At 44.5% G+C, this 26,609-nt stretch carries 22 protein-coding genes; 15 read left to right on the forward strand and 7 right to left on the reverse strand.

All coding sequences use genetic code 11. The annotated features are described in order from the left end of the window. Window positions 1-110 precede the first annotated feature (110 nt). The 13 genes from rlmD (at window position 111) to rpoS (ending at window position 14,357) form a co-directional block, all read left to right on the forward strand. Window positions 111-1,430, forward strand: coding sequence for a 23S rRNA (uracil(1939)-C(5))-methyltransferase RlmD (rlmD, locus tag AB6E08_RS05090; RefSeq protein WP_372045617.1), 1,320 nt, complete (start codon window positions 111-113; stop codon window positions 1,428-1,430). A gap of 136 nt (window positions 1,431-1,566) precedes the next feature. After that, window positions 1,567-3,792 (forward strand): GTP diphosphokinase, encoded by a 2,226-nt coding sequence (gene relA, locus AB6E08_RS05095; protein ID WP_009847647.1) that lies wholly within the window; start codon window positions 1,567-1,569, stop codon window positions 3,790-3,792. 262 nt (window positions 3,793-4,054) lie between these two features. After that, a complete protein-coding gene (mazG, locus tag AB6E08_RS05100; protein ID WP_372045615.1) occupies window positions 4,055-4,870 on the forward strand; it encodes a nucleoside triphosphate pyrophosphohydrolase in 816 nt (271 codons plus the stop codon). A 132-nt stretch (window positions 4,871-5,002) separates the two neighbouring features. Further along, a complete protein-coding gene (locus tag AB6E08_RS05105; RefSeq protein WP_012604779.1) occupies window positions 5,003-6,643 on the forward strand; it encodes a CTP synthase in 1,641 nt (546 codons plus the stop codon). Between the two features lie 81 nt (window positions 6,644-6,724). Further along, entirely contained in the window at window positions 6,725-8,023 is a 1,299-nt protein-coding gene (gene eno, locus AB6E08_RS05110; RefSeq protein WP_009847644.1) for a phosphopyruvate hydratase, read from the forward strand. A gap of 302 nt (window positions 8,024-8,325) precedes the next feature. Then, window positions 8,326-8,607, forward strand: a complete 282-nt coding sequence (ftsB, locus tag AB6E08_RS05115; RefSeq protein ID WP_012604777.1) for a cell division protein FtsB — start codon at window positions 8,326-8,328, stop codon at window positions 8,605-8,607. Continuing rightward, window positions 8,607-9,308: a 2-C-methyl-D-erythritol 4-phosphate cytidylyltransferase gene (gene ispD / locus AB6E08_RS05120; protein WP_372045612.1), complete on the forward strand. Its 702-nt coding sequence runs from the start codon at window positions 8,607-8,609 to the stop codon at window positions 9,306-9,308. The genes ftsB and ispD overlap by 1 nt, the downstream gene beginning before the upstream one ends. A gap of 2 nt (window positions 9,309-9,310) precedes the next feature. After that, window positions 9,311-9,790, forward strand: coding sequence for a 2-C-methyl-D-erythritol 2,4-cyclodiphosphate synthase (ispF, locus tag AB6E08_RS05125; RefSeq protein ID WP_029223073.1), 480 nt, complete (start codon window positions 9,311-9,313; stop codon window positions 9,788-9,790). 22 nt (window positions 9,791-9,812) lie between these two features. Then, window positions 9,813-10,859: a tRNA pseudouridine(13) synthase TruD gene (gene truD / locus AB6E08_RS05130; RefSeq protein WP_029223074.1), complete on the forward strand. Its 1,047-nt coding sequence runs from the start codon at window positions 9,813-9,815 to the stop codon at window positions 10,857-10,859. Between the two features lie 98 nt (window positions 10,860-10,957). Then, window positions 10,958-11,701, forward strand: coding sequence for a 5'/3'-nucleotidase SurE (gene surE / locus AB6E08_RS05135; RefSeq protein ID WP_135384187.1), 744 nt, complete (start codon window positions 10,958-10,960; stop codon window positions 11,699-11,701). Beyond that, entirely contained in the window at window positions 11,702-12,328 is a 627-nt protein-coding gene (locus tag AB6E08_RS05140) for a protein-L-isoaspartate(D-aspartate) O-methyltransferase (protein WP_009847638.1), read from the forward strand. A 35-nt stretch (window positions 12,329-12,363) separates the two neighbouring features. Beyond that, window positions 12,364-13,278 carry a murein hydrolase activator NlpD gene (nlpD, locus tag AB6E08_RS05145; protein WP_372065085.1) on the forward strand — a complete coding sequence of 305 codons (915 nt, stop codon included), beginning with the start codon at window positions 12,364-12,366 and terminating at the stop codon, window positions 13,276-13,278. Window positions 13,279-13,376: 98 nt separating this feature from the next. Continuing rightward, window positions 13,377-14,357, forward strand: a complete 981-nt coding sequence (gene rpoS, locus AB6E08_RS05150) for an RNA polymerase sigma factor RpoS (protein WP_009847636.1) — start codon at window positions 13,377-13,379, stop codon at window positions 14,355-14,357. Between the two features lie 157 nt (window positions 14,358-14,514). Here rpoS and mutS read toward each other — a convergent pair whose 3' ends face one another. Continuing rightward, complete coding sequence (gene mutS, locus AB6E08_RS05155) at window positions 14,515-17,076, reverse strand: DNA mismatch repair protein MutS (RefSeq protein WP_372045608.1); 2,562 nt, start codon at window positions 17,074-17,076, stop codon at window positions 14,515-14,517. A 124-nt stretch (window positions 17,077-17,200) separates the two neighbouring features. Between mutS and AB6E08_RS05160 the strand changes: the two genes are divergently transcribed. Both AB6E08_RS05160 and recA read left to right on the forward strand, forming a co-directional pair. Continuing rightward, window positions 17,201-17,695 carry a CinA family protein gene (locus AB6E08_RS05160; RefSeq protein ID WP_029225457.1) on the forward strand — a complete coding sequence of 165 codons (495 nt, stop codon included), beginning with the start codon at window positions 17,201-17,203 and terminating at the stop codon, window positions 17,693-17,695. A gap of 139 nt (window positions 17,696-17,834) precedes the next feature. Continuing rightward, window positions 17,835-18,875, forward strand: coding sequence for a recombinase RecA (gene recA / locus AB6E08_RS05165; protein WP_029225458.1), 1,041 nt, complete (start codon window positions 17,835-17,837; stop codon window positions 18,873-18,875). Window positions 18,876-19,174: 299 nt separating this feature from the next. On the opposite strand, the gene AB6E08_RS05170 is transcribed toward recA, so the two are convergent. The 6 genes from AB6E08_RS05170 to AB6E08_RS05195 all read right to left on the reverse strand — a co-directional run bounded on the left by AB6E08_RS05170 (window position 19,175) and on the right by AB6E08_RS05195 (window position 26,449). Beyond that, entirely contained in the window at window positions 19,175-19,975 is an 801-nt protein-coding gene (locus AB6E08_RS05170; protein ID WP_009847632.1) for a TrmB family transcriptional regulator, read from the reverse strand. Between the two features lie 54 nt (window positions 19,976-20,029). Beyond that, window positions 20,030-21,091: an ROK family protein gene (locus AB6E08_RS05175; RefSeq protein WP_241816857.1), complete on the reverse strand. Its 1,062-nt coding sequence runs from the start codon at window positions 21,089-21,091 to the stop codon at window positions 20,030-20,032. Next, on the reverse strand, window positions 21,075-22,913 hold the full coding sequence (locus AB6E08_RS05180) for a glycoside hydrolase family 13 protein (protein ID WP_371996431.1): 1,839 nt from the start codon (window positions 22,911-22,913) through the stop codon (window positions 21,075-21,077). Before AB6E08_RS05180 ends, AB6E08_RS05175 begins: the two co-directional genes overlap by 17 nt. Window positions 22,914-22,922: 9 nt before the next feature. Further along, window positions 22,923-23,756, reverse strand: a complete 834-nt coding sequence (locus tag AB6E08_RS05185) for a sugar ABC transporter permease (protein ID WP_029223077.1) — start codon at window positions 23,754-23,756, stop codon at window positions 22,923-22,925. Between the two features lie 37 nt (window positions 23,757-23,793). After that, window positions 23,794-25,077: a carbohydrate ABC transporter permease gene (locus AB6E08_RS05190; RefSeq protein WP_009847628.1), complete on the reverse strand. Its 1,284-nt coding sequence runs from the start codon at window positions 25,075-25,077 to the stop codon at window positions 23,794-23,796. Between the two features lie 127 nt (window positions 25,078-25,204). Then, window positions 25,205-26,449: a maltose ABC transporter substrate-binding protein gene (locus tag AB6E08_RS05195; RefSeq protein WP_371707734.1), complete on the reverse strand. Its 1,245-nt coding sequence runs from the start codon at window positions 26,447-26,449 to the stop codon at window positions 25,205-25,207. Between the last annotated feature and the right edge of the window lie 160 nt (window positions 26,450-26,609).

The following is a 26,609-nucleotide window of genomic DNA, read 5'->3' on the forward strand; positions in this document are numbered from 1 at the left end:
TAAGTGAACGGTAAGCTTAATCAAAGCCGTGACGTTCGACAATGATTCCAAGACAGAATAGTGAGTCCTGGATACCAATTACTTATTAAAAGATACATTAGGCACAAGCAATGGCACGTTTTTTCCAACCCAAAAAGAAAACTCAACTCGAGACCAAGCATCAATCGGTTTTGGTTGAACGAATGGATCATAATGGCGCTGGCATCGCTTATCAGAAGAACAAACCAGTTTTCATTGATGGCGCATTGCCCGGTGAGAAGGTGGTTATTCAACTTACTGAGAGCAAAAGTAAGTTTTCGCGAGCAAAACTTATCAAATTACTCCAACCGAGTGAGTTGCGTTTAAAGCCATTTTGTAAGCACTTTAATCAGTGTGGTGGCTGTCATCTTCAACATCTCGGTTACTCATCTCAGGTTGAGCATAAATCACAATCTTTGACGCACCTGATGAGCAAATACCAAACGGCTAACACCGAAGTCGCCCAGCCGATTGTCGGTGATGAAACCGGTTATCGTCGTCGCGCGCGTATCAGTCTATTTGTTGATAAGAAGACACAGCAGCTTCAGTTTGGTTTCCGTAAGAAACAAAGTAAACAGATTGAAAACATCACCGACTGCGCGGTGCTTGACCCTCGCCTTAATGTATTGCTGCCAAAACTGAAAAGTTTACTGAACACTTTCAGTAGCCTTACGTCTTTAGGACATGTTGAATTGGTGTTGGGTGATACTGGCCCTGTTATGGTGCTGCGTCACCTTAAACCTTTGGTTGAAAAAGATGAGCAAGCGTTGATGACGCTCGCGAAAGAAGAAGGTGCAACGCTGTACTCGATGCCTGAAACCGATAAGTTGGTTCGTTTGGTGGGTGATACGCCAAGCTATAGTGAAACCGGTGTAACCTTACCTTTTGAGCCAAACCACTTTATACAAGTTAACCAGAAAGTGAACCAACAGATGGTTGCTCAAGCGATTGAGTGGTTAGAGCCTCAAGCGGATGAGCGTGTGCTTGACCTGTTTTGTGGTTTAGGCAACTTCAGCCTGCCTATCGCACAACAATCGGCGTTTGTCGTTGGTGTGGAAGGCGTTGATGAAATGGTTCAACAGGCAACGGCTAATGCGGCGTTAAACCAGTTAAGCAATACGGAGTTTTACCAAGCGAACCTCGAAGAAGATTTATCTTCACAGCTTTGGGCAAAAGAGAAATTCGATAAAGTACTACTTGACCCTGCACGTGCTGGAGCGAGTGGGATCGTTGATCAAATTTCAGCGTTAGGAGCGAAGCGTGTGGTTTATGTTTCGTGTAATCCTGCTACTCTAGCGAGAGATTCTGAGAGTTTAGAAAAACAAGGCTATCAATTAGCCAAACTTGGTATGTTGGATATGTTTCCCCATACCAGTCATCTAGAATCGATGGCTCTCTTTATCAAGGCTTAGAAGCCCTTAAATAAGGCTTAAAAATGAATCACAAAGGCGCAGGGAAGCCTGCGCTGATATCAATATGAGTCGAACTAACTTGGAATCAGTTAGTCATATTGAATTGGGTATAAAACATAATAACTAGGAAGGCATGATGGTTGCGGTACGAAGCGCACATTTAAACCCAAGCGAACAGTTTGAGCTAGAAAGTTGGATTGCGTCACTGAATCAAGACGTAAAAACCTCGAATAAACTGACCAAAGTTTATCGTCACTGTGAAGAGCTATTAAAAGATCACGAGCAAGCGTCGCTCCTGCTTTGGCGTGGACGTGAGATGATCGAAATCTTGGTTACGTTGTCGATGGACCGTGCCACTTTAATTGCAGCGCAACTTTTCCCCGTTGTTTCAAGCGGCGTTTTTGGACGTGAAGCGTTTGAAGAAAGCTACGGTAAAGAGACCGTAAAGTTAATTGATGGCGTTGAAGAAATGGCAGCTTTGGGCCAGCTCAACGTTACCCTTGAAGGCAGTGCTGCCTCGGGACAAGTAGATAACGTTCGTCGAATGTTACTGGCCATGGTCGATGATTTCCGCTGCGTCGTCATCAAGCTAGCAGAACGAATTTGCAACCTCATCGAGGTAAAAAAGGCCCCTGATGCTGTTCGCCGTGCGGCAGCGAAAGAGTGTGCTAACATCTATGCGCCTCTTGCAAACCGTTTGGGCATTGGTCAGCTAAAGTGGGAAATTGAAGATTACGCTTTCCGCTATCAACAACCAGATACCTATAAGCAGATTGCCAAACAGCTGTCAGAGCGTCGTATCGTGCGCGAACAATACATCACTGACTTTGTTGATGACCTAACATCAGAAATGAACCGTTCAAGCATCAATGCTGAAGTCAGCGGTCGTCCCAAACACATCTACAGCATCTGGCGTAAAATGCAGAAAAAGGGCTTAGAGTTTGATGAGCTTTTTGACGTGCGTGCGGTACGTATTATTGCCGACCAACTGCAAGACTGTTATGCCGGTCTAGGTGTGGTTCACACCAAATATAAACATCTTCCAAGTGAATTTGATGACTATGTGGCGAATCCTAAGCCCAATGGTTACCAATCGATTCATACCGTAGTGCTTGGCCCTGAAGGCAAGACCATCGAAATTCAGATCCGTACCAAGCAAATGCACGAAGACTCTGAGTTAGGTGTGGCTGCGCACTGGAAGTACAAAGAAGGTGCTTCTAGCGGTGTACGCAGTGGCTACGATGAGAAAATCACGTGGTTGCGTAAGCTTATCGACTGGCAAGAAGAGATGTCGGATTCTGGCGAAATGCTGGATGAAGTACGTAGCCAAGTCTTTGATGACCGAGTCTATGCCTTTACACCACGCGGTGATGTGGTCGATTTACCAATGGGTGCAACGCCGTTGGATTTTGCTTACCACATTCACTCGATGGTTGGACACCGTTGTATCGGTGCCAAAGTCGCAGGTCGAATCGTTCCGTTTACTCATAAGTTGGCGATGGGCGATCAAGTTGAGATCATTACTCAAAAAGAACCGAATCCATCACGTGATTGGTTAAATCCGACCACAGGTTTTGTTCATTCAAGTCGAGCTCGAGCAAAAATTAACGCTTGGTTCCGCGCTCAGAGTCGTGAGAAAAATCTCGAAGCTGGACGAGACATCCTAGAAGTCGAGCTAGGCAGAGTCGGCGCAACACTGAAAGATGCTGAGCAATATGCGCTGAAACGATTCAACGTCAATACACCTGATGAATTGTATGCAGGTATTGGTAGCGGTGATTTGCGTATTAACCAAGTGGTTAATCACATCAATGCTCTGGTCAATAAGCCGACGGCTGAAGAAGAAGATAAGAAAGCACTCGAGAAGTTGCTTGAGTCTGACAATAAGCCAGCACATCAGAGCCGTCCGAAAAAGGATGCTGTCGTTGTTGAAGGTGTTGATAACCTAATGACCCACTTGGCTCGTTGTTGTCAGCCAATCCCGGGGGATGTGATCAAAGGTTACATTACTCAAGGGCGTGGTATCTCAGTACACCGCAGCGATTGTGAGCAGTTAAGTGAACTTAACCTACATGCCCCTGAACGTATCATCGATACGGTGTGGGGAGATGGTTTTGTAGGCTCGTATATCTTAACACTGCGTGTAGAGGCGCTAGAACGTACCGGCTTGTTGAAAGACATTACATCCCTGTTCTTGAACGAAAAAGTCAGTGTGACGACAATGAAGAGCCGTATTGACTATAAACGTCAGCTGTCGGTGATGGATTTCGATTTGGAAGTGACCAACATTGAAATTCTGAGTCGAGTGACGAGCCGAGTCGAACAAATCAAAGATGTCATGAGTGTTAAACGCTTGGGCTAGTTTTTACGTCGTACTTGGCTTTCTAACTTCGTTAGTTTCACTTATTTCACTCCATCACATAGGCAAGCTATGCTCAGGAGCCTCATAAGTTTACTGCCTTGTTACAAGAGCTAATTACTTAGTAAAAACCGAACAATGCATTGAGTGACACGTTGGCTTAACAAGAAGAATAGAAAGGTGAGTGGTTTTGGCTACTCACCTTTTTTAGTTTTAGAAGACGTTATAAATTTAAAAATCAAAGACAGTGAATAGGAAGAAAACGATGAATCACCCGATTGAACAACTTGAACAGATCATGACTAAGCTGCGCGATCCTGAAGGTGGCTGTCCTTGGGATTTGAAACAAAATTTTGAAACAATTGTGCCGCATACTATCGAAGAGACGTATGAGGTGGTGGACGCGATTCACAACAAAGATTGGCCGAATCTACAAGAAGAGTTGGGCGACCTGCTGTTTCAGGTGATCTTCTACAGCCAACTGGCGAAAGAGCAGGGCTTGTTTGAGTTCTCTGATGTGGTCGACGGTATCAATGAGAAGCTAACACGCCGCCATCCGCATGTGTTCTCTGATACAGAGTTTGCCAGTGATGAAGAAATTAATGCCAACTGGGAAGTTGAAAAAGCCAAAGAAAAAGCACAGGCAGGCAAAACTCAAGAAAGTATTCTAGACTCAATACCAAACTCTCTACCTGCACTTTCGCGTGCTACAAAGATTCAAAAGCAAGTCGCGAAATTTGGCTTTGATTGGGACTCTATTGGTCCAGTCGCTGATAAGGTTTTAGAGGAAGTTGATGAGGTGCTAGAAGAAGCACTTCAAGTAACGCCAAACGAAGATTTAGTTGAAGAAGAACTGGGTGATTTGTTGTTTGCTACCGTCAATTTAGTGCGACATTTGGGTAAAAATCCAGAAACGGCTCTCAATAAAGCCAATCTAAAATTTTCACGCCGCTTTAAAGGTGTGGAACAAAAAGTTCGTCAGCAAGATAAAATTTTGACCGACTTTTCTCTACAACAGCTTGATTCCATATGGGATGAAGTCAAAGTGGCGGAGAAAAGATCATCAAAGCTTTTATCATGAATTGATTTGAAGCAAAAAATAAAAAATAGCAGTGTGATAGATTTCACGTTGTGGCGATAAGGGGCTTCTGGTATATTTTCATCCCGTCCAGAAGTAATCCATTTCCCTCATTCAACCAATTTCAGGTTAAACATGACGACAAATTACATTTTTGTTACTGGCGGGGTTGTATCCTCTCTAGGTAAAGGTATTGCAGCAGCATCTCTTGCGGCTATTTTAGAAGCTCGTGGTCTTAAAGTGACTATGATGAAGCTTGACCCTTACATCAACGTTGATCCAGGCACAATGAGCCCGACTCAACACGGTGAAGTGTTCGTTACGGAAGATGGCGCTGAAACTGACCTTGACCTTGGTCACTACGAGCGATTCATTCGCACCAAGATGACTAAGCGTAACAACTTCACTGCAGGTCGTGTTTACTCAGACGTACTCGCTAAAGAGCGTCGCGGTGATTACCTAGGTGCAACTATTCAGGTTATCCCGCACATCACTAACTCTATCAAAGAACGTGTAATTTCTGGCGCAGCTGGCCACGATATCGCGCTTGTTGAAGTTGGTGGTACGGTTGGTGATATCGAATCTCTACCATTCATGGAAGCGATTCGTCAGCTAGCAGTAGAGCTAGGCCGTGAACGCGCAATGTTCATGCACCTTACTCTAGTGCCATACCTAGCAGCTGCGGGCGAAGTGAAAACTAAGCCAACGCAACACTCTGTAAAAGAGCTGCTGTCTATTGGTATTCAGCCAGACATTCTAGTTTGTCGTTCAGACCGCAACATTCCTTCGAACGAGCGTAAGAAAATTGCTCTGTTCTGTAATGTGCAAGAAAATGCAGTTATTTCTATGCGCGATGTTGACTCTATCTACAAGATCCCTCAGCTTATTAAAGCTCAAGGCACTGATGAACTTGTATGTAAGCGTTTCGGCATCACAGCTCCAGAAGCAGACCTGTCTGAATGGGAACAAGTAATTTACGAAGAAGCTAACCCAACGGGTGAAGTGACGATTGGTATGGTTGGTAAGTACATTGAACTACCAGACGCATACAAATCAGTAAATGAAGCGCTAAAACACGCGGGCTTGAAAAATCGCCTAAGCGTTAATATTAAATACGTAGATTCACAAGACGTTGAGTCTCGTGGCGTAGAAGTTTTAGAAGGCCTAGATGCAATCCTAGTTCCTGGTGGCTTTGGTGATCGTGGTGTTGAAGGTAAGATTCTTGCTGCTCAATACGCTCGTGAAAACAAAGTACCTTACTTAGGTATCTGTCTAGGTATGCAAGTAGCACTTATCGAGTACGCTCGTAACGTTGCGAAAATGGAAGGGGCACACTCTTCTGAATTCTGTACTGAAACTAAGTACCCAGTTGTTGGTCTTATCACTGAGTGGACTGACGGCGAAGGTAAAGTTGAAGAGCGTACAGAAACATCTGACCTTGGCGGCACAATGCGTCTTGGTTCACAGCTTTGTCACCTAGCGAAAGGGACAAAAGCTTACGAATTATACGGTAGCGCGACGATCCATGAACGTCATCGTCACCGTTACGAAGTGAACAACAATCTTCGTCCACAAATTGAAAAAGCGGGCCTAAAAGTATCGGGTCTATCTGCGGACAAGAAACTGGTTGAAGTTATCGAGAACCCGAATCATCCATGGTTCGTTGCTGCTCAATTCCACCCAGAGTTCACTTCAACACCTCGCGATGGTCACCCATTGTTTGCAGGTTTCGTTAAAGCAGCTGGCGAGTTCCAGCGCGGCGAATTAGAGAAGTAAAAAGGAATACAGGTAGCTGCGTAAGTTGTGCTGCTACCTTTAAATTTGACATTTATATATTCAACGAGAAGGAAACATTCAATGTCTAAGATCGTTAAAGTTCTAGGTCGTGAAATCATCGATTCACGTGGTAACCCAACTGTAGAAGCTGAAGTACACCTAGAAGGCGGTTTCGTAGGTATGGCTGCTGCTCCATCTGGCGCATCTACTGGTTCACGCGAAGCTCTTGAGCTACGTGACGGCGACAAATCACGTTTCCTAGGTAAAGGTGTTCTTAAAGCTATTGAAGCTGTAAACGGCCCAATCGCTGAAGCTCTAGTCGGTTCTGACGCTAAAGCACAAGCTGACGTTGACCAAATCATGCTTGACCTAGACGGTACTGAAAACAAGTCTAAGTTCGGTGCGAACGCTATCCTAGCTGTATCTCTAGCTAACGCAAAAGCGGCTGCTGCTGCGAAAGGCATGCCTCTTTACGAGCACATTGCTGAGCTAAACGGTACTGCTGGTCAATTCTCTATGCCTCTACCAATGATGAACATCATCAACGGTGGTGAGCACGCAGATAACAACGTTGACATCCAAGAGTTCATGATCCAACCAGTTGGCGCTAAGACTCTTAAAGAAGGTCTACGTATCGGCGCTGAAGTATTCCACAACCTAGCTAAAGTTCTTAAGTCTAAAGGCTACAGCACTGCAGTTGGTGATGAAGGTGGTTTCGCTCCTAACCTTAAGTCTAACGCTGAAGCTCTAGAAGTTATCGCAGAAGCTGTTGCAGCTGCTGGTTACGAACTAGGTAAAGACGTTACTCTTGCTATGGACTGTGCAGCATCTGAGTTCTTCGACAAAGAAGCTGGTATCTACAACATGAAGGGCGAAGGTAAAACTTTCACTTCTGTAGAGTTCAACCACTACCTAGCTGAGCTAGCGAACAACTTCCCAATCGTTTCTATCGAAGATGGTCTTGACGAGTCTGATTGGGATGGCTTCAAGCACCAAACTGAACTTCTAGGCGACAAGCTTCAAATCGTTGGTGACGATCTGTTCGTTACAAACACTAAGATTCTTGCTGAAGGTATCGAGAAAGGCGTAGCTAACTCTATCCTTATCAAGTTCAACCAAATCGGTTCTCTAACAGAGACTCTAGCTGCTATCAAGATGGCTAAAGACGCTGGCTACACTGCAGTAATCTCTCACCGTTCTGGCGAAACTGAAGATGCAACTATCGCTGATCTAGCGGTAGGTACAGCGGCAGGTCAAATCAAAACTGGTTCTATGAGCCGTTCTGACCGTGTTGCTAAGTACAACCAACTTATCCGTATCGAAGAAGCTCTAGGTTCTAAAGCTCCTTACAACGGTCTTAAAGAAGTTAAAGGTCAATAATTCCTAGCGAATTATTAATCTAAGCTTTTTAAATGCCTCGCTTATGCGGGGCATTTTTTTGTCTGTAGAAAATGACGGGAAGAAGCTCTAGATTGTAAAGCTCCTCCTCGTTACATCTAAAGTTCGTCATTCCCTAGACTGACGAAGGAAGGAGTAGGGAATTTCATTGTTACCATATCTATCCCGACAATAATTCTCCGACTTATTGATTCCCTAACACCACATATCTCGCACCAATAAGCTCATTATGGTATATATGTGCCTTATTCTAGTTCCTTCTTTTTCAACCGGCGAAAGGTGTTATGCGAATTTTTGCTTTAGTACTGCTCATAGTGTTTGGCTGGCTACAACACACACTGTGGCTCGGTAAAAATGGTATTTCTGATTACTACGGTGTGAACAACGAAATCCAAGTTCAACAGCAAGTAAACGAAAAGCTCCATCTTCGTAACGCAGAGATGTTTGCGGAAATCGATGATCTACGCCAAGGCTTAGACGCGATAGAAGAGCGCGCACGTCATGAGCTTGGAATGGTAAAAGAAGGCGAAACGTTTTTCCGCATCATTGGTGAGGAATCCCATTAATGTCGACTCAACTTCAAAGTGTGATTGCCGTTGTACCTGCAGCGGGCATCGGTAGCCGAATGAAAGCAGACCACCCTAAGCAATATCTTAAGATTAACGGCAAAACGATTTTAGAGCACACCATTGAGAAATTACTGTCTCATCCACAAGTATCTCAAATTGTCGTTGCGATCAGCGATGATGACCCCTATTACCCGGAGTTAGCACTCAACCAGAATCCAAAAGTGGTCAGAGTGTCTGGCGGAAGCGAACGAGCGGACTCGGTACTCTCTGCGCTAAACTGTATCGCTGAGCAGCAGCTTAGCGATTGGGTAATGGTTCACGATGCGGCAAGGCCTTGTGTTCAACTCAGTGATATCGACAAGCTAATTTCCGGCGCGATGAGCCATGATGTAGGGGCTATTTTAGCGGCGCCAGTTCGTGACACGATGAAGCGAGGTGCCCAAGGGCAGATCGAACATACCGTTGAGCGAACCGATCTATGGCATGCACTTACGCCGCAAATGTTTAGAGCAAAGCCTCTGTGGAATGCATTAAGCGAGGCGTTGCAACAAGGCGTTTCGATTACCGATGAAGCCTCAGCCTTTGAATGGAAAGGTTTATCGCCCGCTTTAGTGGCAGGGCGTTCAGATAATTTTAAGATTACTCAGCCTGAAGATTTAGCACTTGCTGAGTTCTATTTAAGTCAGAATAAGGAATAATGATGATTCGTATTGGCCATGGCTTTGATGTACATAAGTTTGGTGGTGAAGGTCCGGTAATTATAGGTGGCGTTAGAGTCCCTTATGAGCAGGGTCTTATCGCACACTCAGATGGTGATGTTGCCCTTCATGCGTTGTGTGACGCTTTATTAGGTGCGATTGCTGCCGGTGATATTGGTCGTCATTTCCCCGATACTGATGATGAGTGGAAAGGCGCGGATAGCCGTGAACTTCTAAAAGATGTTTATCGTCGAGTAAAAGAACAAGGCTACGTGATTGGTAATGCCGATATTACTATCATGGCGCAAGCTCCAAAGATGGCGCCTCATATAGACTCTATGTGCCACGCTATCGCACAAGATTTAGAAACCAGCATTAGCAATGTGAATGTAAAAGCGACGACCACTGAGCGTTTAGGTTTTACAGGTCGCAAAGAGGGCATCGCATGTGAAGCGGTGGTCCTAATTACTAAAAGTGCGTAAGCACCAACATGAAAAGAACAGCATGTCAGATATTTTATCTTCATTGGCTTATCTAAACGGTAAACCAACTGCGAAAGCAAAACTAAAAGCAAAAGCCGAACACTTTGTCGTTAATGAAGACTTAGGTTTTGAGTTCACTGGTGAAGGCGAACACCTTATGGTGCGCATTCGTAAAACGGGTGAGAACACGAGCTTTGTAGCAAACGAGCTGGCTAAAGCGTGTGGTGTTAAGTCGAAAGACGTGAGTTGGGCTGGTTTGAAAGACCGTCATGCTGTGACAGAACAGTGGTTGAGCGTGCATCTACCAAAAGGTGAACCTGACTTTTCTGCTTTTCTTGCACAATACCCAAGTATTGAGATATTGGCGACAGCACGCCACAACAAAAAGTTACGTCCAGGCGATTTAGTTGGCAACCAATTCGAGCTAACTTTGTCTGAAGTAACGGACTGCGATGATGTAGTCAAACGTTTGGAAAAAGTCGCTCAAGTGGGCGTGCCAAATTACTTTGGTGCTCAGAGGTTTGGCAATGAAGGTAACAACTTATCTGAAGCTCGTCGTTGGGGGCGTGAAAACGTTCGTACGCGTAATCAAAATAAGCGCAGCTTGTACCTCTCTGCAGCTCGTTCTTGGATCTACAACTTAATTCTTTCTGACCGTATTGAGCACGATGCGTTTGCTTCGGCATTGGTCGGCGATATTGTAGTTAAAAACGATGCTCAACTTGCTGTGACAGCCGCTAATATCGAAGCTGTAAACCAAGATATCGCCAATGGTTCTGCGTTTATTACCGTTGCTTTAGCTGGAGATAATGCGTTACCGACGACGGATGCGTCTCAAGCTCTAGAGCAGAAACACCTTGATGCTGAACCGGATCTAATGGCGCTTATTTGTGGCAACCGTATGCGCCATGATCGCCGTGAAGCCTCGTTGAAGCCGATGGGTTTAGTGTGGGAAGTAAACGAAGACAATGTCACTCTTAAATTCTCTCTGGACGCAGGCTGCTTCGCAACCGCTATCGTTCGTGAGTTAGTTGAAGAAGTACACGTAGAAAGAACCTACGAGCAATAATGATTCTGCTTGGGTCTAAGTCACTTTATATTGATATTTAAGTGACTTTATATCGGTATTTAAGTGACTTGGCATTGGTACAAAAGAAAGGATACAAGATGAAGATTTTACTCAGCAACGATGATGGTGTGCATGCTCAAGGTATTCATGAGCTGGCAAATGAATTACGTGATCTTGCTGAAGTTATCATTGTGGCACCTGACCGTAATCGCTCTGGTGCTTCAAATTCATTAACTTTGGAACAGCCTTTACGTGTTCAAGAGATTGCTAGAAATACCTATTCGGTACAAGGAACACCGACCGACTGTGTACATTTCGCATTGAACGAACTCCTAAAGAGTGACATGCCTGATCTGGTTTTAACGGGTATTAATCACGGAGCTAACCTTGGTGATGACGTGCTTTATTCAGGTACAGTCGCAGCAGCAATGGAAGGCCACTTTCTAGGTGTTCAATCGGTGGCATTTTCTCTGGTTGGAAAACAACATTTTAAGACAGCAGCAGCGGTTGCTCGCCGTATTGTCGAACAACATTTAGCAAACCCAATCCCGACCAATCGCCTGTTAAACGTGAATGTCCCTGATTTAGCATTAGATCAACTATCGGGTACTCAGGTGACACGTCTAGGTGCTCGTCACCATGCTGAAGATATGATTAAGCAGAAAGACCCACGTGGTCATGATATCTATTGGCTTGGCCCTCCTGGTAAGGAGCAAGATGCTGGTGAGGGTACCGATTTTTACGCCATTGAACATGGTTTTGTGTCGGTAACACCACTACAAGTTGATCTGACGGCACATGAGTCGTTGGGTGCGATGACTACATGGTTAGGGGATAAATAAGTGAGTAATCCACAAGCTGAGCGCTTAGTTACTTTTCTGATAGAAAATGGTATTCAGGATCAAAAGGTTCTTGATGCTATTTACTTACTACCGAGAGAGAGCTTTTTATCACAGGCTATGCATCACCAGGCCTATGATAATAATGCGCTGCCTATCGGGCAGGGGCAGACAATTTCTCAGCCTTACATTGTTGCTAAAATGACCGAACTGCTTGAGTTACAACAAGACAGCCGCGTTTTGGAGATCGGAACGGGTTCTGGTTATCAAACGGCGGTTTTGGCTCAGTTGGTTGATCACGTGTATTCGGTTGAAAGAATAAAGTCGCTACAATGGGATGCTAAGCGTAGGTTGAAGCAACTTGATTTCTACAACATCTCAACCAAGCACGGTGATGGTTGGCAAGGTTGGTCTTCTAAGGCGCCTTTTGATGCGATTATTGTCACCGCTGCTGCAGAGTCGATCCCTCAAGCGCTTTTGCAGCAGTTGAAAGATGGAGGCCGCTTATTAATTCCGGTCGGAGATGATGAACAACAACTGTTGAAGATTGTTCGCCACGGTGATGAGTTCTTATCGAGTGTTATCGAGATGGTGCGATTTGTACCTCTTGTACCTGGTGAGTTAGCTTAATAAAATTATTAATGGTGTAGGTGGATAGAAAGTCGATGCGTTCGAAGGTTTTTAAAGGAAGTTCTCTACTGCTTAGCTGTGCACTTGTTGGGTGTGCTGCGAATTCGCCTGCGCCAGTTTCAAGCTTAAACAAGAATTACTCATCGATTGATCGTGGTAGTTATCGTGGTAGTTACTATGAAGTGAAAAAAGGCGATACCCTTTATTTTATTGCTTACGTAACAAATAAAGATGTTAAAGAGCTGATTCGCTATAACAATCTGTCTGCACCTTATACCATCCATCCCGGACAGAGCCTTAAGTTATGGCGTCCTAGCTACAACGCTCCAGCGTATGGTAAATCAACGGTAGCGGTTGCAGCCGTCGCTGCGCCTGTTGCCGCATCCACAACTTTGTTGGCCTCAAGCAAACCTAAAACAACACCTCAAAAGAGTAAAAGCTCTAAACCTGCGCCCGCTCAAACAACCACCAAAGTGGCGAAAAAAGATCCACAAAAGAAGGTTGTACAATCCAAATCAAAGGAGTATGTTGGTTCTAAAGGTAAACAGAATGTTACACCGCCAACAAAACCAACGAGTAACAAAGTATCCAAATGGTTATGGCCAACGAAAGGGAGAGTAATTAAGAATTTCTCTGTAGGCGAACAAGGAAATAAAGGCATAGACATAGCAGGACAGCGAGGTCAGCCAATAGTATCTACTGCAGGGGGAACGGTTGTTTATTCGGGTAATGCATTACGAGGCTACGGCAATCTAGTGATTGTGAAGCACAATGATAATTACTTAAGTGCATACGCGCATAACGACCGACTATTAGTATCTGAAGGGCAAAGTGTGAAACCAGGGCAGAAGATTGCAACAATGGGAAGCTCTGGATCCAGCAGTGTCAGGCTGCACTTTGAGATTCGTTACCAAGGTAAATCAGTTAATCCAAAACGGTATTTACCTTAAATACAATATGCAAAAATTACGTATTGTATGGAGTGACATAGTCATTTAGCGACATATGAAGTTGTAATGTCATGCTAATTTCGCCAGGGGGAGGCGTTATGAGTATAAGCAATGCAGTAACCAAAGAAGAGTTCGATCTTAACCAAGCAACCACGGAACAGGAAGCTCTTGGAAAAGCAAAACGAACAGTCACTAAGAAAACCGAAGCGAAAGAAGAGACTGAAGTTACGTCTAAAAGCTTAGATGCGACTCAACTCTACTTAGGTGAAATCGGTTTCTCACCACTATTAACCGCTGAAGAAGAAGTGCTTTATGCACGTCGAGCTCTACGCGGTGATGAAGCAGCACGCAAACGCATGATCGAAAGTAACCTGCGTTTGGTGGTAAAAATTTCTCGTCGTTATAGCAACCGTGGTCTTGCACTTCTCGATCTTATTGAAGAAGGCAACCTAGGTTTGATTCGCGCCGTAGAGAAGTTTGATCCAGAGCGTGGCTTCCGCTTCTCAACTTACGCAACATGGTGGATTCGTCAAACCATTGAACGTGCGTTAATGAATCAGACTCGCACTATCCGTTTGCCAATCCATGTTGTGAAAGAGCTGAACATCTACCTACGTACCGCAAGAGAACTTTCACAAAAACTTGACCATGAACCAACGGCAGAAGAAATTGCTTCTAAGCTAGACAAACCTGTTGGTGATGTGAGTAAGATGCTTCGTCTAAACGAACGAGTGAGCTCTGTTGATACGCCAATTGGTGGTGATGGTGAGAAAGCGCTGTTGGATATTATTCCAGACATCAACAATTCAGATCCTGAGGTTTCAACTCAAGATAGCGATATCAAGAATTCGTTGATCTTCTGGCTTGATGAGCTGAATCCTAAGCAGAAAGAGGTGCTTGCGCGTCGCTTTGGATTGCTTGGCTACGAACCGTCAACATTAGAAGAAGTAGGCCGTGAAATCAGCCTGACTCGTGAACGTGTTCGTCAAATCCAAGTTGAAGGTCTTCGTCGTCTACGTGAGATTCTAATCAAGCAAGGCTTGAACATGGAAAATCTGTTCAACGTAGAAAACGACTAAATGAACTGATGATGTTTCTTTGAATAGAAGACAAATAAAAACGCTGACTCTAAGTCAGCGTTTTTTTGTTTGTGGTTTTTGCATTTTATGCTGCTGACTTAAGCGACAGTACAAAACGACAATAGCAAGCGACAATAACAAGCTACTTGGAAAGAGACTAAAGCAACTTCTTCAAACGATAGAGTTCTTCTAACGCTTGGCGAGGAGTTAAATCATCTGGGTCAACATTCGCTAGTGCTTGTTCTACTTCACTCGGTTCAGGTATCAAGCTCAGTTGGTTAGCGATATCAACGCCGCTTGGCTTTGATGTCGGAGAGTCGATACTCAATGCTTCTAGCTGAGTCAGCTTCGCACGTGCGTTTTTGATCACTGCTTTAGGTACGCCAGCCAATCCTGCAACCGCAAGGCCGTAAGATTTACTTGCTGCACCTTCTTGAACTGCGTGCATAAAGGCAATGCTGTCGCCATGTTCAACCGCATCTAAGTGTACGTTCGCTAAGGTTGGTATTTGGTTTGGTAGCTCAGTTAGCTCAAAGTAGTGCGTTGCAAATAGTGTCATCGCATTGATTTGATTAGCTAGCCATTCCGCACTTGCCCAAGCCAGAGACAGACCATCGTAAGTACTGGTACCACGACCGATTTCATCCATTAACACAAGGCTATTTGGTGTTGCATTGTGCAGGATATTCGCGGTCTCTGTCATCTCAACCATGAAGGTTGAACGACCCGAAGCCAAGTCATCGGATGCGCCAATACGCGTAAAGATACGGTCGATAGAACCAATCGTCGCGCTTTCTGCAGGAACATAACAACCGATATGAGCCATCAATGCGATGAGTGCCGTTTGGCGCATGTAGGTCGATTTACCCCCCATGTTTGGACCTGTGATGATCAGCATCTTACGTTGATCATTGAGGTCGATAGGGTTTGCGATGAAAGGTTCGTCCATCACTTGTTCAACAACGGGGTGACGACCGGCCTGAATTTGTACGCCAGCAGACTCTGTCATGGTTGGACGACAGTAATCAAGGGTGTCTGCACGTTCAGCTAAGTTTTGTAGAACATCCAGTTGAGACACTGAAGAAGCAATGTTTTGTAGTCGCTCTAGATAAGGCAGTAACAAATCAAACAACTCATCCCACAACTTCTTCTCGATAGCTAGGGCTTTCGATTTAGAGCTAAGCACTTTGTCTTCGTGCTCTTTTAGCTCAGGAATGATGTAACGCTCTGCATTTTTCAGCGTTTGACGGCGAACATAGTGTGGTGGCACAAGGTGGCTTTGTCCGCGGCTTACTTGAATGAAGAAACCGTGTACGTTGTTGTAGCCCACTTTAAGTGTATCGATACCATGACGTTCGCGCTCTTCTTGCTCAAGTTTATCAAGAAATTCGGTTGCGCCAGCTGCAAGGTCGCGCCATTCGTCTAACTCGGCATTGTAGCCTTCTGCAATTACACCACCGTCACGGATAACCACGGGAGGGTTTTCTTTGATCGCTCGCTCAAGTAGTTCAGAAACCTCATCCACAGGCGAGGCATATTGAGCAAGTTGAGTTAGGTATGGGTGCTTTAATTGCGTCAGTGTTTCTGCAAGTTCTGGCAAATATTCCATCGCTTGGCGAAGTCGTGCCATATCACGAGGACGAGCTGAGCGAAGTGCTAGTCGAGCAAGAATACGTTCGATATCCCCGATCTGTTTCAAGGTTGGCTGTAGCTCTGTAAAGAGAGCCAAATCTTTCATTTCACCAATAGCATCTAGGCGCTGATCGAGTGCAGAGATATTGCGCATTGGTTGATGTAACCAGCGCTTAAGCATACGGCTACCCATAGCCGTCGCGGTGTGATCTAGTACTTCGGCAAGGGTGTTATCAGTACCACCACCAAGATTTTGCGTGATCTCCAAATTACGACGAGTCGCTGCATCGAGGATCACCGAGTGATCTTGCTTATCCATCGTCAGTGAACGGATATGTGGAAGGGCAGTACGTTGGGTATCTTTCACGTATTGGATCAAACAACCAGCCGCACATAAGCCTAGTTTCGCGCCTTCTACGCCAAAGCCAACCAGATCGCGAGTACCAAACTGCTTATTCAATTGCTGCTTCGCGGTATCTAATTCAAATTCCCATACCGGGCGGCGGCGATTGCCATTACGGCTTGCCATTAGATTTACAGGTTCGAAATCTTCAGGGAACAGTAGCTCACGAGGTGAGGTTCTCTGCAGTTCTGCCGCCATTGCTTCTTCGGTTTCTGGTTCGCAAAGTTGGAATCTACCAGAGGTAATATCCAGTGTCGCGTAACCAAACTTACCGTTGTGATGGTAGATGGCTGCAATCAGGTTATCAATGCGCTCAGAAAGCAAAGCCTCATCGGTCACGGTTCCGGGTGTAACGATACGCACGACAGCACGCTCAACAGGGCCTTTTGAAGTTGCTGGATTACCAATCTGTTCACAAATTGCTACGGATTCACCAAGTTGCACTAACTTTGCAAGGTACCCTTCAACGGCATGGTAAGGAACACCTGCCATAGGAATCGGCTCACCATTTGAAGAGCCACGCTTGGTCAGTGAAATATCGAGGAGTTGAGAGGCTTTTTTAGCATCATCATAGAAAAGCTCGTAGAAATCGCCCATGCGGTAGAACAGCAGAATTTCTGGATTTTCTGCTTTTAGCTTTAGGTACTGCTGCATCATGGGAGTATGTTTTTGATCGGCTTTCACAGTTAACTTCTTTCGTTTATTTCTATTGCGGCTTAGGATACGTGAAAGCGTTTCGTGCGAAAAGCGACACATGCGAAAAGATGCGAATCCGAATGATATGACAGTAGATAAAGGGAAGTTGATGATGCAGATGACTCAAGATCTTAGTGAACAGCTTGGATACTTACTCGCTAAACATAAACACGTTTTAGTGACGGCTGAATCTTGTACTGGCGGTGGGGTTGCTAGCGCGGTGACGGATATCGCAGGGAGCTCTGGTTGGTTTGATCGTGCATTTGTTACTTATAGCAATGAAGCGAAGCAAGAGATGATCGGCGTACAGCTTAAAACCTTAGTTGAGTTCGGTGCGGTGAGTGAGCCTGTCGTAATAGAAATGGCGAGCGGGGCATTGCAACATTCAAATGGGACTATCTCTGTATCGATCAGTGGCATTGCTGGCCCAGGTGGCGCGACCGAAGATAAGCCTGTTGGAACGGTATGTTTCGCTTGGAAAGCACTAAACGGTTGGGATAAAGTAGAAACGCATGTATTTACAGGCGACAGATCACAAGTACGCCAACAAGCCACGCACCATGCCCTGCAAGTTATTTATGATTACCTATCAATGGAAGGTAAGTAACATTTGTACAAATTATTTTCATACAGGTATGGACACTGTATGAATCAACAGTATAATAAAAGCCAATTAGTCACCCCTATGTGGGTTAGAAATAGATTCTAGATCGCTTGTTAAGACAACCGATTATGTGGAGATAGTAATGGACGAGAATAAACAAAAAGCGTTAGCCGCAGCCCTTGGTCAGATTGAAAAGCAATTTGGTAAAGGTTCAATCATGCGTCTTGGTGATAACCGCACAATGGACGTAGAAACTATTTCTACAGGTTCTCTATCTCTAGATATCGCACTAGGTGCTGGTGGCCTACCGATGGGACGTATCGTAGAAGTTTACGGTCCAGAATCATCAGGTAAAACAACGCTAACGCTTGAGCTTATTGCTGCAGCACAGAAAGTGGGCAAAACGTGTGCATTCGTCGATGCCGAGCACGCACTAGACCCTATCTACGCTCAAAAGTTGGGTGTTGATATCGATGCGCTTCTTGTTTCTCAACCAGATACGGGTGAGCAAGCGCTTGAAATCTGTGATGCACTGGCTCGTTCAGGTGCTATCGACGTTCTTGTTATTGACTCAGTAGCTGCACTAACACCTAAAGCAGAAATCGAAGGCGAAATGGGCGACAGCCACATGGGGCTTCAGGCTCGTATGCTTTCTCAAGCGATGCGTAAGCTGACTGGTAACCTCAAGCAGTCTAACTGTATGGCCATCTTCATTAACCAAATTCGTATGAAAATTGGTGTGATGTTTGGTAACCCTGAAACAACAACAGGTGGTAACGCACTTAAGTTCTACGCATCTGTTCGTCTTGATATTCGCCGTACTGGCGCGATTAAAGATGGTGATGAAGTTGTTGGTAACGAAACTCGTATCAAGGTTGTTAAGAACAAGATTGCTGCACCATTCAAACAAGCTGAAACTCAAATCCTTTACGGCAAGGGCTTCAACCGCGAAGGTGAGCTTATCGACTTGGGTGTGAAGAATAAGCTAGTAGAAAAAGCTGGCGCTTGGTACAGCTACAAAGGCGACAAGATCGGCCAAGGTAAAGCAAACGCTGGTAAATATCTGCGTGAAAACCCAGAAGTTGCTCTAGAAATTGATACTAAACTTCGTGAGTTACTGCTAACTCCTGCTGTGCTTGAAGAGAAAGATGCAGAGAAGGAAGAAGAAAACGAAGAGCTATAAGCTAACGTTTTGTTAAGTCATCTTCATAAGAAAGCATGACTTTGAAAGATTTTAAAGCCTCGAATTTTCGAGGCTTTATTGTTTCAGTCGTAAAAATGTAAGGTATTTGATTGTTTAGAGGAAAGTGACGGTGGTTGGCTGCTCTAGATGACTTATAGTTATGCACTCATAAATCTATTCTTTATCAAATAACCAAAGAAACCCTTTGGATTAAATAGATTCCCGTCAAAATTTCTTTCCCCGAAAGGCCTATTACTAGACCTTTGTTCGTATCTTATTATTGAATTCGATCTGCTGAGTTAGTGCTTCTTAAGCTCGTCGAGTACCATGGCATTATGCTGTTCGTGAATCGTATTTACTCTGACGTGTTGGTGCTGATTAGGAGCCAGGCGCTCGTATTCTGTTAGGTAAATATCGCTGTGAATATGCTCTGCTATCATTTTTACAATTAAGCGATTATTGGCATACAAACCTAAGGTTTCTTCACGGTGTGAGAACATGAGGGCGAGCTTCATATCGGCTACGCACATAAAGCGGTGTGAAGGGTATTCGGTTTCTTCATTTTCAGAACGCGAATGTAGTTCTATCTTTTCATGTGGGCTCGCCATTTTGTTGAATGAAAAGCCAATCACTCGTACTCCACGTTCCACGGCGTCGCATAATTCTTTGCCAAACAACTCAAGGTTAAAATCGGTATTCAGGTAAATTTCTAGATTTGCCTGATTAATGATTTCCTTGGCCTTTTGAAGTAAGTTGTCGAACCCCGATACGTTGTAAACGAACTCTTTTTCCTCTTTCAGCATCATCTTAGATAATTCTGATTTAAGGAAATTAATATTGGTGACGGTCTTTTTTTCTATCTGGCTGAAAATCAAGTCTGGTGATTTAGCTTCGTACTCTTTAGTGTCGCCATCAGACATGAAAATGTAGCCATTGGCGTAAAGGTTATCGATAGACGAGTAAACAGAAGAGCGGGAGATAGAGATCTCTTTCGCGATTTTATATCCGCTGGATTGGCCATTTTTGAGTAAATTAATATAAACAAGCGCATCGGTTTTGGTAAACCCAAAATCCATTAATTTGGTGACTAGCTCTGACACGGGTTGTCCTCTGAAACTATTCAATATCTTCTCCTTCTAAGGTTACCATTCTTGTCACGACGAGCGTAAATGATTGTTGTGATTTTTTTCAGCGATGAGAAACGCTCCGCGAGCAAAGGTGAATTCATCTTGTTTTGGGTGAATAATCACTGGAATTTCATTAACGTGAATGTAGCGAGACAATGCGACTTTTAAATCTGCCGTTAATGTAGGATAGGTCGTTGCTTCGCCTGATAATACGAGTCGTGTAGGCAGTAATTGTTGAATGGGATTAACTAAACTGCGCGCCAATTGGTCGATATAAGTACGATATATGCGCGATGCATGCGGTTCACTTAGGTCTACGCCTGAAAAAATTTGCGCTAAAGTTTGGTCTTTTAGCACGACTTGATGATATTGCCGCTCAATACTTGGTGCGGATAAAAACTGTTCAATGCAGGCCTCATTTCCACAGCGACATACAGGAGTTAAGCCATCAACGAGCCATTGAAAATTAGGCAACCTTGAATGTGCCCAATGTGAGCTTAATGGGTGGTGCACTTGCTCGTTATTTTGATAAAAACTTATGCCACAACCATCGCCCAAAAATACGCTGAGTATGGCCTCTTTGTATAAATCTCTAGCCCTCTTATTTAGACTTGAACCTGCCGAGAGTGGTTGTTCAATTGAGTCAGCGCTTTTCATGGCGTTACTAATAGCGTCGCACGCAATGGCCGCACTGTGTGAATGCATCACAAGCGAGCAGTCGACCTTGAAATGCTGATTCAGGTTTCGTGTTAATTGGTTGATTTCTGTCGAGTGAGTAGGACTTGATTTTGCAACTTCATGTACGGATTGGCGATGAGATAAAAAAAACTCAGATACACTTATGCCTATCGCGGCGATACGTCCATAGCGGTAGCTGACGCTTGATATTCGGCTTATCAAATGTTGAGTCAAGTGGGCAAGGTCGCCAGGAGTGCGCTGCACCATTCTATACACCTCTTGTCCGTTAGAGGTGCTGGCGACCGAGTAAATAGAGTGGGAATCAATCGCGATTCCCATCACTATATTTGGTTCTGCTTTAATGAGCATGATTTGATTAATGACACACTTGGATTTAGTTCGCTTGCTCAATCACGTAGCCATAAGCGCTAATGGTCAGTGATTTTCCATCGAGCATGATCTGTTTATCTTTATCGCTGTTGTTTAGAACAAACATTAAATTGCCACGGAGGTAAGCGATACACTCTTTGTCTGCCGTCCCTTTTTCATCCTCCACGTTTAACCAGTCAATGCAAGGCTGATTAAAATCGGGATTGGCTTTACGCAAAGCGATCATTTCTTGAATGAAGTTTTTGAATTCTAAGTCTTGCTCTGATTCTTCCCATATCATGCATTTTCGGTTGTCTTCGCTGCCCATGCCGCGGCCGCCATCCATACCAATTTCGCCACCATAATAAATGCATGGAGCACCGACTTGAGTGAACATAAATAAATAGGCTAATTTAGCTTTACGTTTGTCGCCCTGACATAAAGAGATAATGCGAGTGGTGTCATGGCTATCTAATAAGTTAAACATCGCTTCGTTTACGTTGCGTGGGTATGCCATGTACGATGCGTTCACTGCATTTACAAAGCTCTCTTTATCAACGTCGCCAAGACCAAAGTAGTCGGTAATGGCTTGTGTCAGCGGGTAATTCATCAACGAATCGTACTGGTCGCCACGTAACCAAGGCATACCTTCGTGCCAAATCTCACCAAGAATGTAGCAGTCTGGGTTGGCATCTTTTACGACTTTACGGAAGTCACGCCAAAACGCGTGGTCCACTTCGTTGGCTACGTCTAAACGCCATCCATCAATGTTGAACTCTTCTACCCAGTGGCGCGCTACGTCTAATAAGTATGCGCGACACTCTTCATTTTCAGTATTCAGCTTTGGCATTTCGACGACGTTGGCGAAAGTTTCGTAGTTTAAGTTCCAAAAATCCCATTCTTCTTTTGGCGTATCTGGGTATACAGGGAATTGATTGATCCAAAACCAGTCGGCGTATTTGGACTTTGCCCCGTTATTCACAACGTCTAGCCATAGTGGTGATTGAGACCCAATGTGGTTGAACACCGCGTCGAGCATAATTTTCATGCCGCGTTTATGGGCTTCATCGACGAGTGCTTTAAAAGCTTCATTGCCGCCAAAGTGCGGGTCTACATTGTAGTAGTCGACAGTGTCGTATTTATGGTTGGCGTTGGCTGTGAAAATAGGGCACAAATACAAACCATTCACGCCAAGATCTTGCAGGTAATCGAGCTTATCGATCACGCCCCATAAATCGCCACCCATAAAGTTGTCGGATACAGGTCTGGTTCCCCAAGGTTGCACGTTGGCAGGTGATGTTTCAGGGCGACCATTAGCAAAGCGCTCTGGGAATATTTGGTACCAAATAGTGTCTTTTATCCACGTCGGTGTCTTTAAAACGTCACGAGGGTTTATGTAAGGAAAACAGAAGAAATTACTTAAGTTGCTCAGCTCGATTTCTGCGTTTTCAGTCGTTGAAATGTCGGCGCAGCGTTTTTCTCCAAATAGAATCTTTTCGCCGCCTTTTCCGTACAAAATAAAGCCATAACGGCTACGACGTTTCGGTGGAGTAAACTCTGCAAACCAGTGGTCGTGGTACTCGGTTTCCCCTTCATGAATCATGGTCACTTCATTGCCACCCACCCAACCGTGTGCATCACTGCCACCTAGATTGCCACCATCGAGGCCGCCTTCTGCCCAGTGGTACGGGTCGCCGATCCAAAGTGAAACCTTGTCTAGTTCGCCTTTTGCACTGCGTAAGCGAAGGTGAAGCGTTTCATTGTTGTAAGCGTAGCTGTCTGCACTTTTTGCTGAGTGAGTCAGCGAGCTTTTTGTAATCGGTTTGTTGATAACTGAATTTGTAATAGCCATAGCGGAAATCATCCCTAATTATTATTCTTTAACTGCACCGCTGACGAGACCGGTAGTAATGTGTTTTTGAGTCGCAACAAATAGCAAAGTGATGGGCACTGCAACCAATAATGAACCCGCGGCAAACAGCGTGAAATTCTCCGCTGAGTTAGATGAAATCCAACTGAAAATACCGATGGCTAGCGTCATTTTTTCTTCGCTGCGTAAGATAAGCGTAGGTAAAATGAAGTCCATCCAAGGTGCGGTGAAAGACACTAAACCAACAAACACTAAGATAGGTTTCGCGAGAGGGAGAATGATCTCGAGGAAAATCGTCATGTGGCCTGCGCCATCAATTTTTGCTGCTTCATCTAATGAAGTGGGAATGGCATCGAAATAACCTTTCACCAACCAAATCATGAATGGTAATGAGCCCGTTACATACACAAATAACAAGCCAGCATAGGTATCAATCAATCCCATTTTTGATAGCAAGATGTAGATAGCCGTCATCGAAAGAAAGGCCGGGAACATCTGCAATACAAGAATGCTCATCATAATGTTGCGCTTACCATTGAAGCGGTAGCGAGAGAACACAAACGCTGAAATAGTCACGACAACCAGTGAGATAACCATATTCGCTGTCGCGAGAAGAAAGGTGTTTTTATACCAGTCTAAATAGGGTGTGTCCGTGAACAATGCGCGGTAGTGGTCGAGCGTAAAGTCAATACTTGTGAAAGAAGAACTGAATAAGTTATTCCCTGTTTTGAATGAAGCTAGCACTGTCCAAATCACTGGTCCAAGTACTAATAATGCGTTGGCAATGAGAAATAGGTACACGACTAGGGTGCCTATTTTGCCAATGTATTTGTCCATGTTAATTAACTTATTCGTACTATTTAAATTAGCCATGTTACATACCTACATCGTCTTTGAATGACTTCATGCGGCTGAATTGCCATATCGCAATACCAGACAAGAACAAGAAGATAATGATTGAGATAACCGAAGCGATTTGATACTGCTGGAAGTCGAGCGTGAGCTTGTAAATCCAAGTGATCAAAATGTCGGTATGTCCTGCGAATCGATATTCAGGGTTGATAGGACCCCCTTCGGTTAACAGGTAAATCGCCCCAAAGTTATTGAAGTTATGGGCAAAGGTCATGACCAACGATGGGGCCACTTGGTGCAACACCATAGGCAGGGTGATTTCTTTAAATTGCTGGAATTTGCTTGCACCATCGACTTCACTGGCTTCATAAAGTTCGCTTGAAATGTTAGTCAGTGCCCCTGCAATAAGCAGCATAAAGTAAGGTGCGCCAACCCAAACACTCACCGCGATAACGGTAATTTTTGCGGTGAAGGGGTCTGATAAGAAGGCAATCGAATCAAAGCCCCACGAGTTTAACGTTGCGTTGACTGGTCCAATACCATTCAGTAGCAAGCGGAACATCAATAAGGTTACGAAAGCCGGAATGGCATAAGGGAGAATAAAGATAAAGCGCCATGCTTTTTTTGCTTTAATGTTTCGATTTTGTAGCGCAAGCGCCAGTAAAAAACCAAACCCACAAGTACATATGGTGGCAAAAAATGCCCACAGAACCGTCCAAGAAGCGACACCGAAGAAAGTGCTCGACCATATTTTCAGTTCAAATAGTGAAACAAAGTTTTTAAACCCCACCCAATCTACGAGGTTTCTTGGTGGGATATGATGAGGTGCCGAATAGTTAGTGAAAGAGACGAGTACCGTAATTATGATTGGTAAAATAATGAATGCGATACTGGCAATAAAAGCTGGCGATAGCATGATGAACGCGAACTTTTGGTCGTAAATGTCTTTAAATTGTTCTCGAAGGTTCAGTCGTGACTTAAGGCTGACTTTTGCATCTTGGACATTAGCGATGTACAGGCAGATGAATAAGAAGCTGTAGAGTAGGGCTATGACCCCTTCGACCAACATAAAGACCGAGTTATCGCCCTGTAATATTTTAAAGCCTTCACGAACTTGAGCGACATCTCCTAAAGTGACTAAGCCTTTTAGCGAGGCCAACAGCTCCGGGAGAATCAACAATGTGATTAGCTGCATGGCTAAAAATACACCGCCTTTTATCCAATGACCTTTTACGATCTGTGTACTCCCCATAATAAGGAGTGAAGCGGGCATTCGCGATGCCGGCTGATTCTCTGTTAACAACATTGTTTATCTCTATTGTTTAGGTTGTCGTTATGTATTCGTTTTCTGGTCACGCCCTGAACTAGCGCTGTGGCTTTATGACACAGCGCATGAGCTAAGTCGCTTGTGAGTCGCGACGGGAGTTCAGAGGTTACTCTTGTAATTCTATTTGTTCTTCGATGATCGAAAGCGCACGGTCTAGAACAGAACTCGCAGGTTTATCGTTTACCCAGTAGTCTGTAATAGCACTGGCCATTGGTGACCAAATGAAGCCCATTTCAGGAATAGATGGCATTGCGTCTGAGTAGAAACCTTGCGTAATAATGGCGTAAGTTGCTTCATCGGCATCAACAATGATCTCTTCCATAACTGACTGGATAGGAGGGAGTGCTCTTGACATCTCATAGCGTTTTTTCAGCATCGCGTCGGAAGTAAGGTAGTCAGCAAATAATTGTGCGGCTTTCGGATACTCAGTGTAAGAAGACACAACCGCAAGACGAACAGTTGCAAAAGTGCGTGGTTGTTGGCCTGCTAATTTTGGCATAGGTACAACACCAAGATTTATACCTGATTCTTGATACCCTTCGATTGCCCAAGGGCCGTCGATAATAGCGGCGACTTTTCCTTCATTAAATAAGCCACGACGTACTTGCGGGTTGCGCATATCAACTGGATTTGAATTGTTGGCCACTTGCAGGGTTTTCATTGCTTCTAAGCCTTGTTGGGCTTTTTCAGAGTTGATGCCGATGTCTTTTGCATCGGTACCGTTATTACCAAATTCGTATGCGCCGTAAAGCGTGACAAACATACGAGACTCGTAATAGTTCTGTATGTCCCAAAGCAGTGCGTATTTATGCTCTTGCTTATTGTTGAAAGTTTTTGAAAATTCAATAATTTCTTCAAAAGTTTCAGGTGCTTTAGTCAGTAAATCTTTATTGTAGAACAGAGCGGTAGTGGCGAAGCTAACTGGGAAGCCATAGCTCACCCCTTCAGCTTGAGACGCATTAATCGCATTTGGCATAAAAGTATTCGAGATACGTTCGGCAGATACCAGATTCTCCATCGCCCCACCTGCCACGACTAATCGCCCCAATAAGTCATGTTCAATCTCGACTACATCTGCCACGCGAGCAGAGCTGCCATCCTGAATCAAACGAGAAGCGGCATCGATAGGCGCTAACCCACGGAATGAAAAATCAATATCGTATCCTAACTCCTTATTAAAGGACTGAGCGGCGTACTCCATGTAGTCGAGTGTTGTTTTGTCGGTCCAGATTAACAACTCAGCCCCATTTTCTGGCTGAATTGTGTCTGCGTTTGCATCGGCTGCAGCCGCTAATGTACTGGTCGTTAACGTTGCCGCCATTAAGGCTGCCGCGAATAGATTCTTTTTCATTCCTGAATTTTTCATACTGACACCGCGCTATTTAAATTCTTAGTAGTCGTTCGTTAAGTACTACTATGGTATGTCTCGCCGACAATATGTCAACATTACCTGGTTAAAATGTCAGCGTATTTGTGATGGTTATCACCTTCTGTTTGTGCTTTTTACATCT

Source organism: Vibrio sp. 10N.247.310.24 (assembly GCF_041467175.1).
Classification (GTDB): Bacteria; Pseudomonadota; Gammaproteobacteria; order Enterobacterales; family Vibrionaceae; genus Vibrio; species Vibrio tasmaniensis_A.

What these genes read in the sequence shown, in the direction of transcription:
- ispF (WP_029223073.1), top strand. Translation starts at nt 9,311, where the DNA reads ATGATTCGTATTGGCCATGGCTTTGATGTACATAAGTTTGGTGGTGAA.
- mazG (WP_372045615.1), top strand. Translation starts at nt 4,055, where the DNA reads ATGAATCACCCGATTGAACAACTTGAACAGATCATGACTAAGCTGCGC.
- truD (WP_029223074.1), top strand. Translation starts at nt 9,813, where the DNA reads ATGTCAGATATTTTATCTTCATTGGCTTATCTAAACGGTAAACCAACT.
- relA (WP_009847647.1), top strand. Translation starts at nt 1,567, where the DNA reads ATGGTTGCGGTACGAAGCGCACATTTAAACCCAAGCGAACAGTTTGAG.
- ftsB (WP_012604777.1), top strand. Translation starts at nt 8,326, where the DNA reads ATGCGAATTTTTGCTTTAGTACTGCTCATAGTGTTTGGCTGGCTACAA.
- recA (WP_029225458.1), top strand. Translation starts at nt 17,835, where the DNA reads ATGGACGAGAATAAACAAAAAGCGTTAGCCGCAGCCCTTGGTCAGATT.
- AB6E08_RS05160 (WP_029225457.1), top strand. Translation starts at nt 17,201, where the DNA reads ATGCAGATGACTCAAGATCTTAGTGAACAGCTTGGATACTTACTCGCT.
- AB6E08_RS05190 (WP_009847628.1), bottom strand. Translation starts at nt 25,077, where the DNA reads ATGTTGTTAACAGAGAATCAGCCGGCATCGCGAATGCCCGCTTCACTC.
- nlpD (WP_372065085.1), top strand. Translation starts at nt 12,364, where the DNA reads ATGCGTTCGAAGGTTTTTAAAGGAAGTTCTCTACTGCTTAGCTGTGCA.
- rlmD (WP_372045617.1), top strand. Translation starts at nt 111, where the DNA reads ATGGCACGTTTTTTCCAACCCAAAAAGAAAACTCAACTCGAGACCAAG.
- AB6E08_RS05180 (WP_371996431.1), bottom strand. Translation starts at nt 22,913, where the DNA reads ATGATTTCCGCTATGGCTATTACAAATTCAGTTATCAACAAACCGATT.
- AB6E08_RS05185 (WP_029223077.1), bottom strand. Translation starts at nt 23,756, where the DNA reads ATGGACAAATACATTGGCAAAATAGGCACCCTAGTCGTGTACCTATTT.
- ispD (WP_372045612.1), top strand. Translation starts at nt 8,607, where the DNA reads ATGTCGACTCAACTTCAAAGTGTGATTGCCGTTGTACCTGCAGCGGGC.
- surE (WP_135384187.1), top strand. Translation starts at nt 10,958, where the DNA reads ATGAAGATTTTACTCAGCAACGATGATGGTGTGCATGCTCAAGGTATT.
- rpoS (WP_009847636.1), top strand. Translation starts at nt 13,377, where the DNA reads ATGAGTATAAGCAATGCAGTAACCAAAGAAGAGTTCGATCTTAACCAA.
- eno (WP_009847644.1), top strand. Translation starts at nt 6,725, where the DNA reads ATGTCTAAGATCGTTAAAGTTCTAGGTCGTGAAATCATCGATTCACGT.
- AB6E08_RS05195 (WP_371707734.1), bottom strand. Translation starts at nt 26,449, where the DNA reads ATGAAAAAGAATCTATTCGCGGCAGCCTTAATGGCGGCAACGTTAACG.
- AB6E08_RS05105 (WP_012604779.1), top strand. Translation starts at nt 5,003, where the DNA reads ATGACGACAAATTACATTTTTGTTACTGGCGGGGTTGTATCCTCTCTA.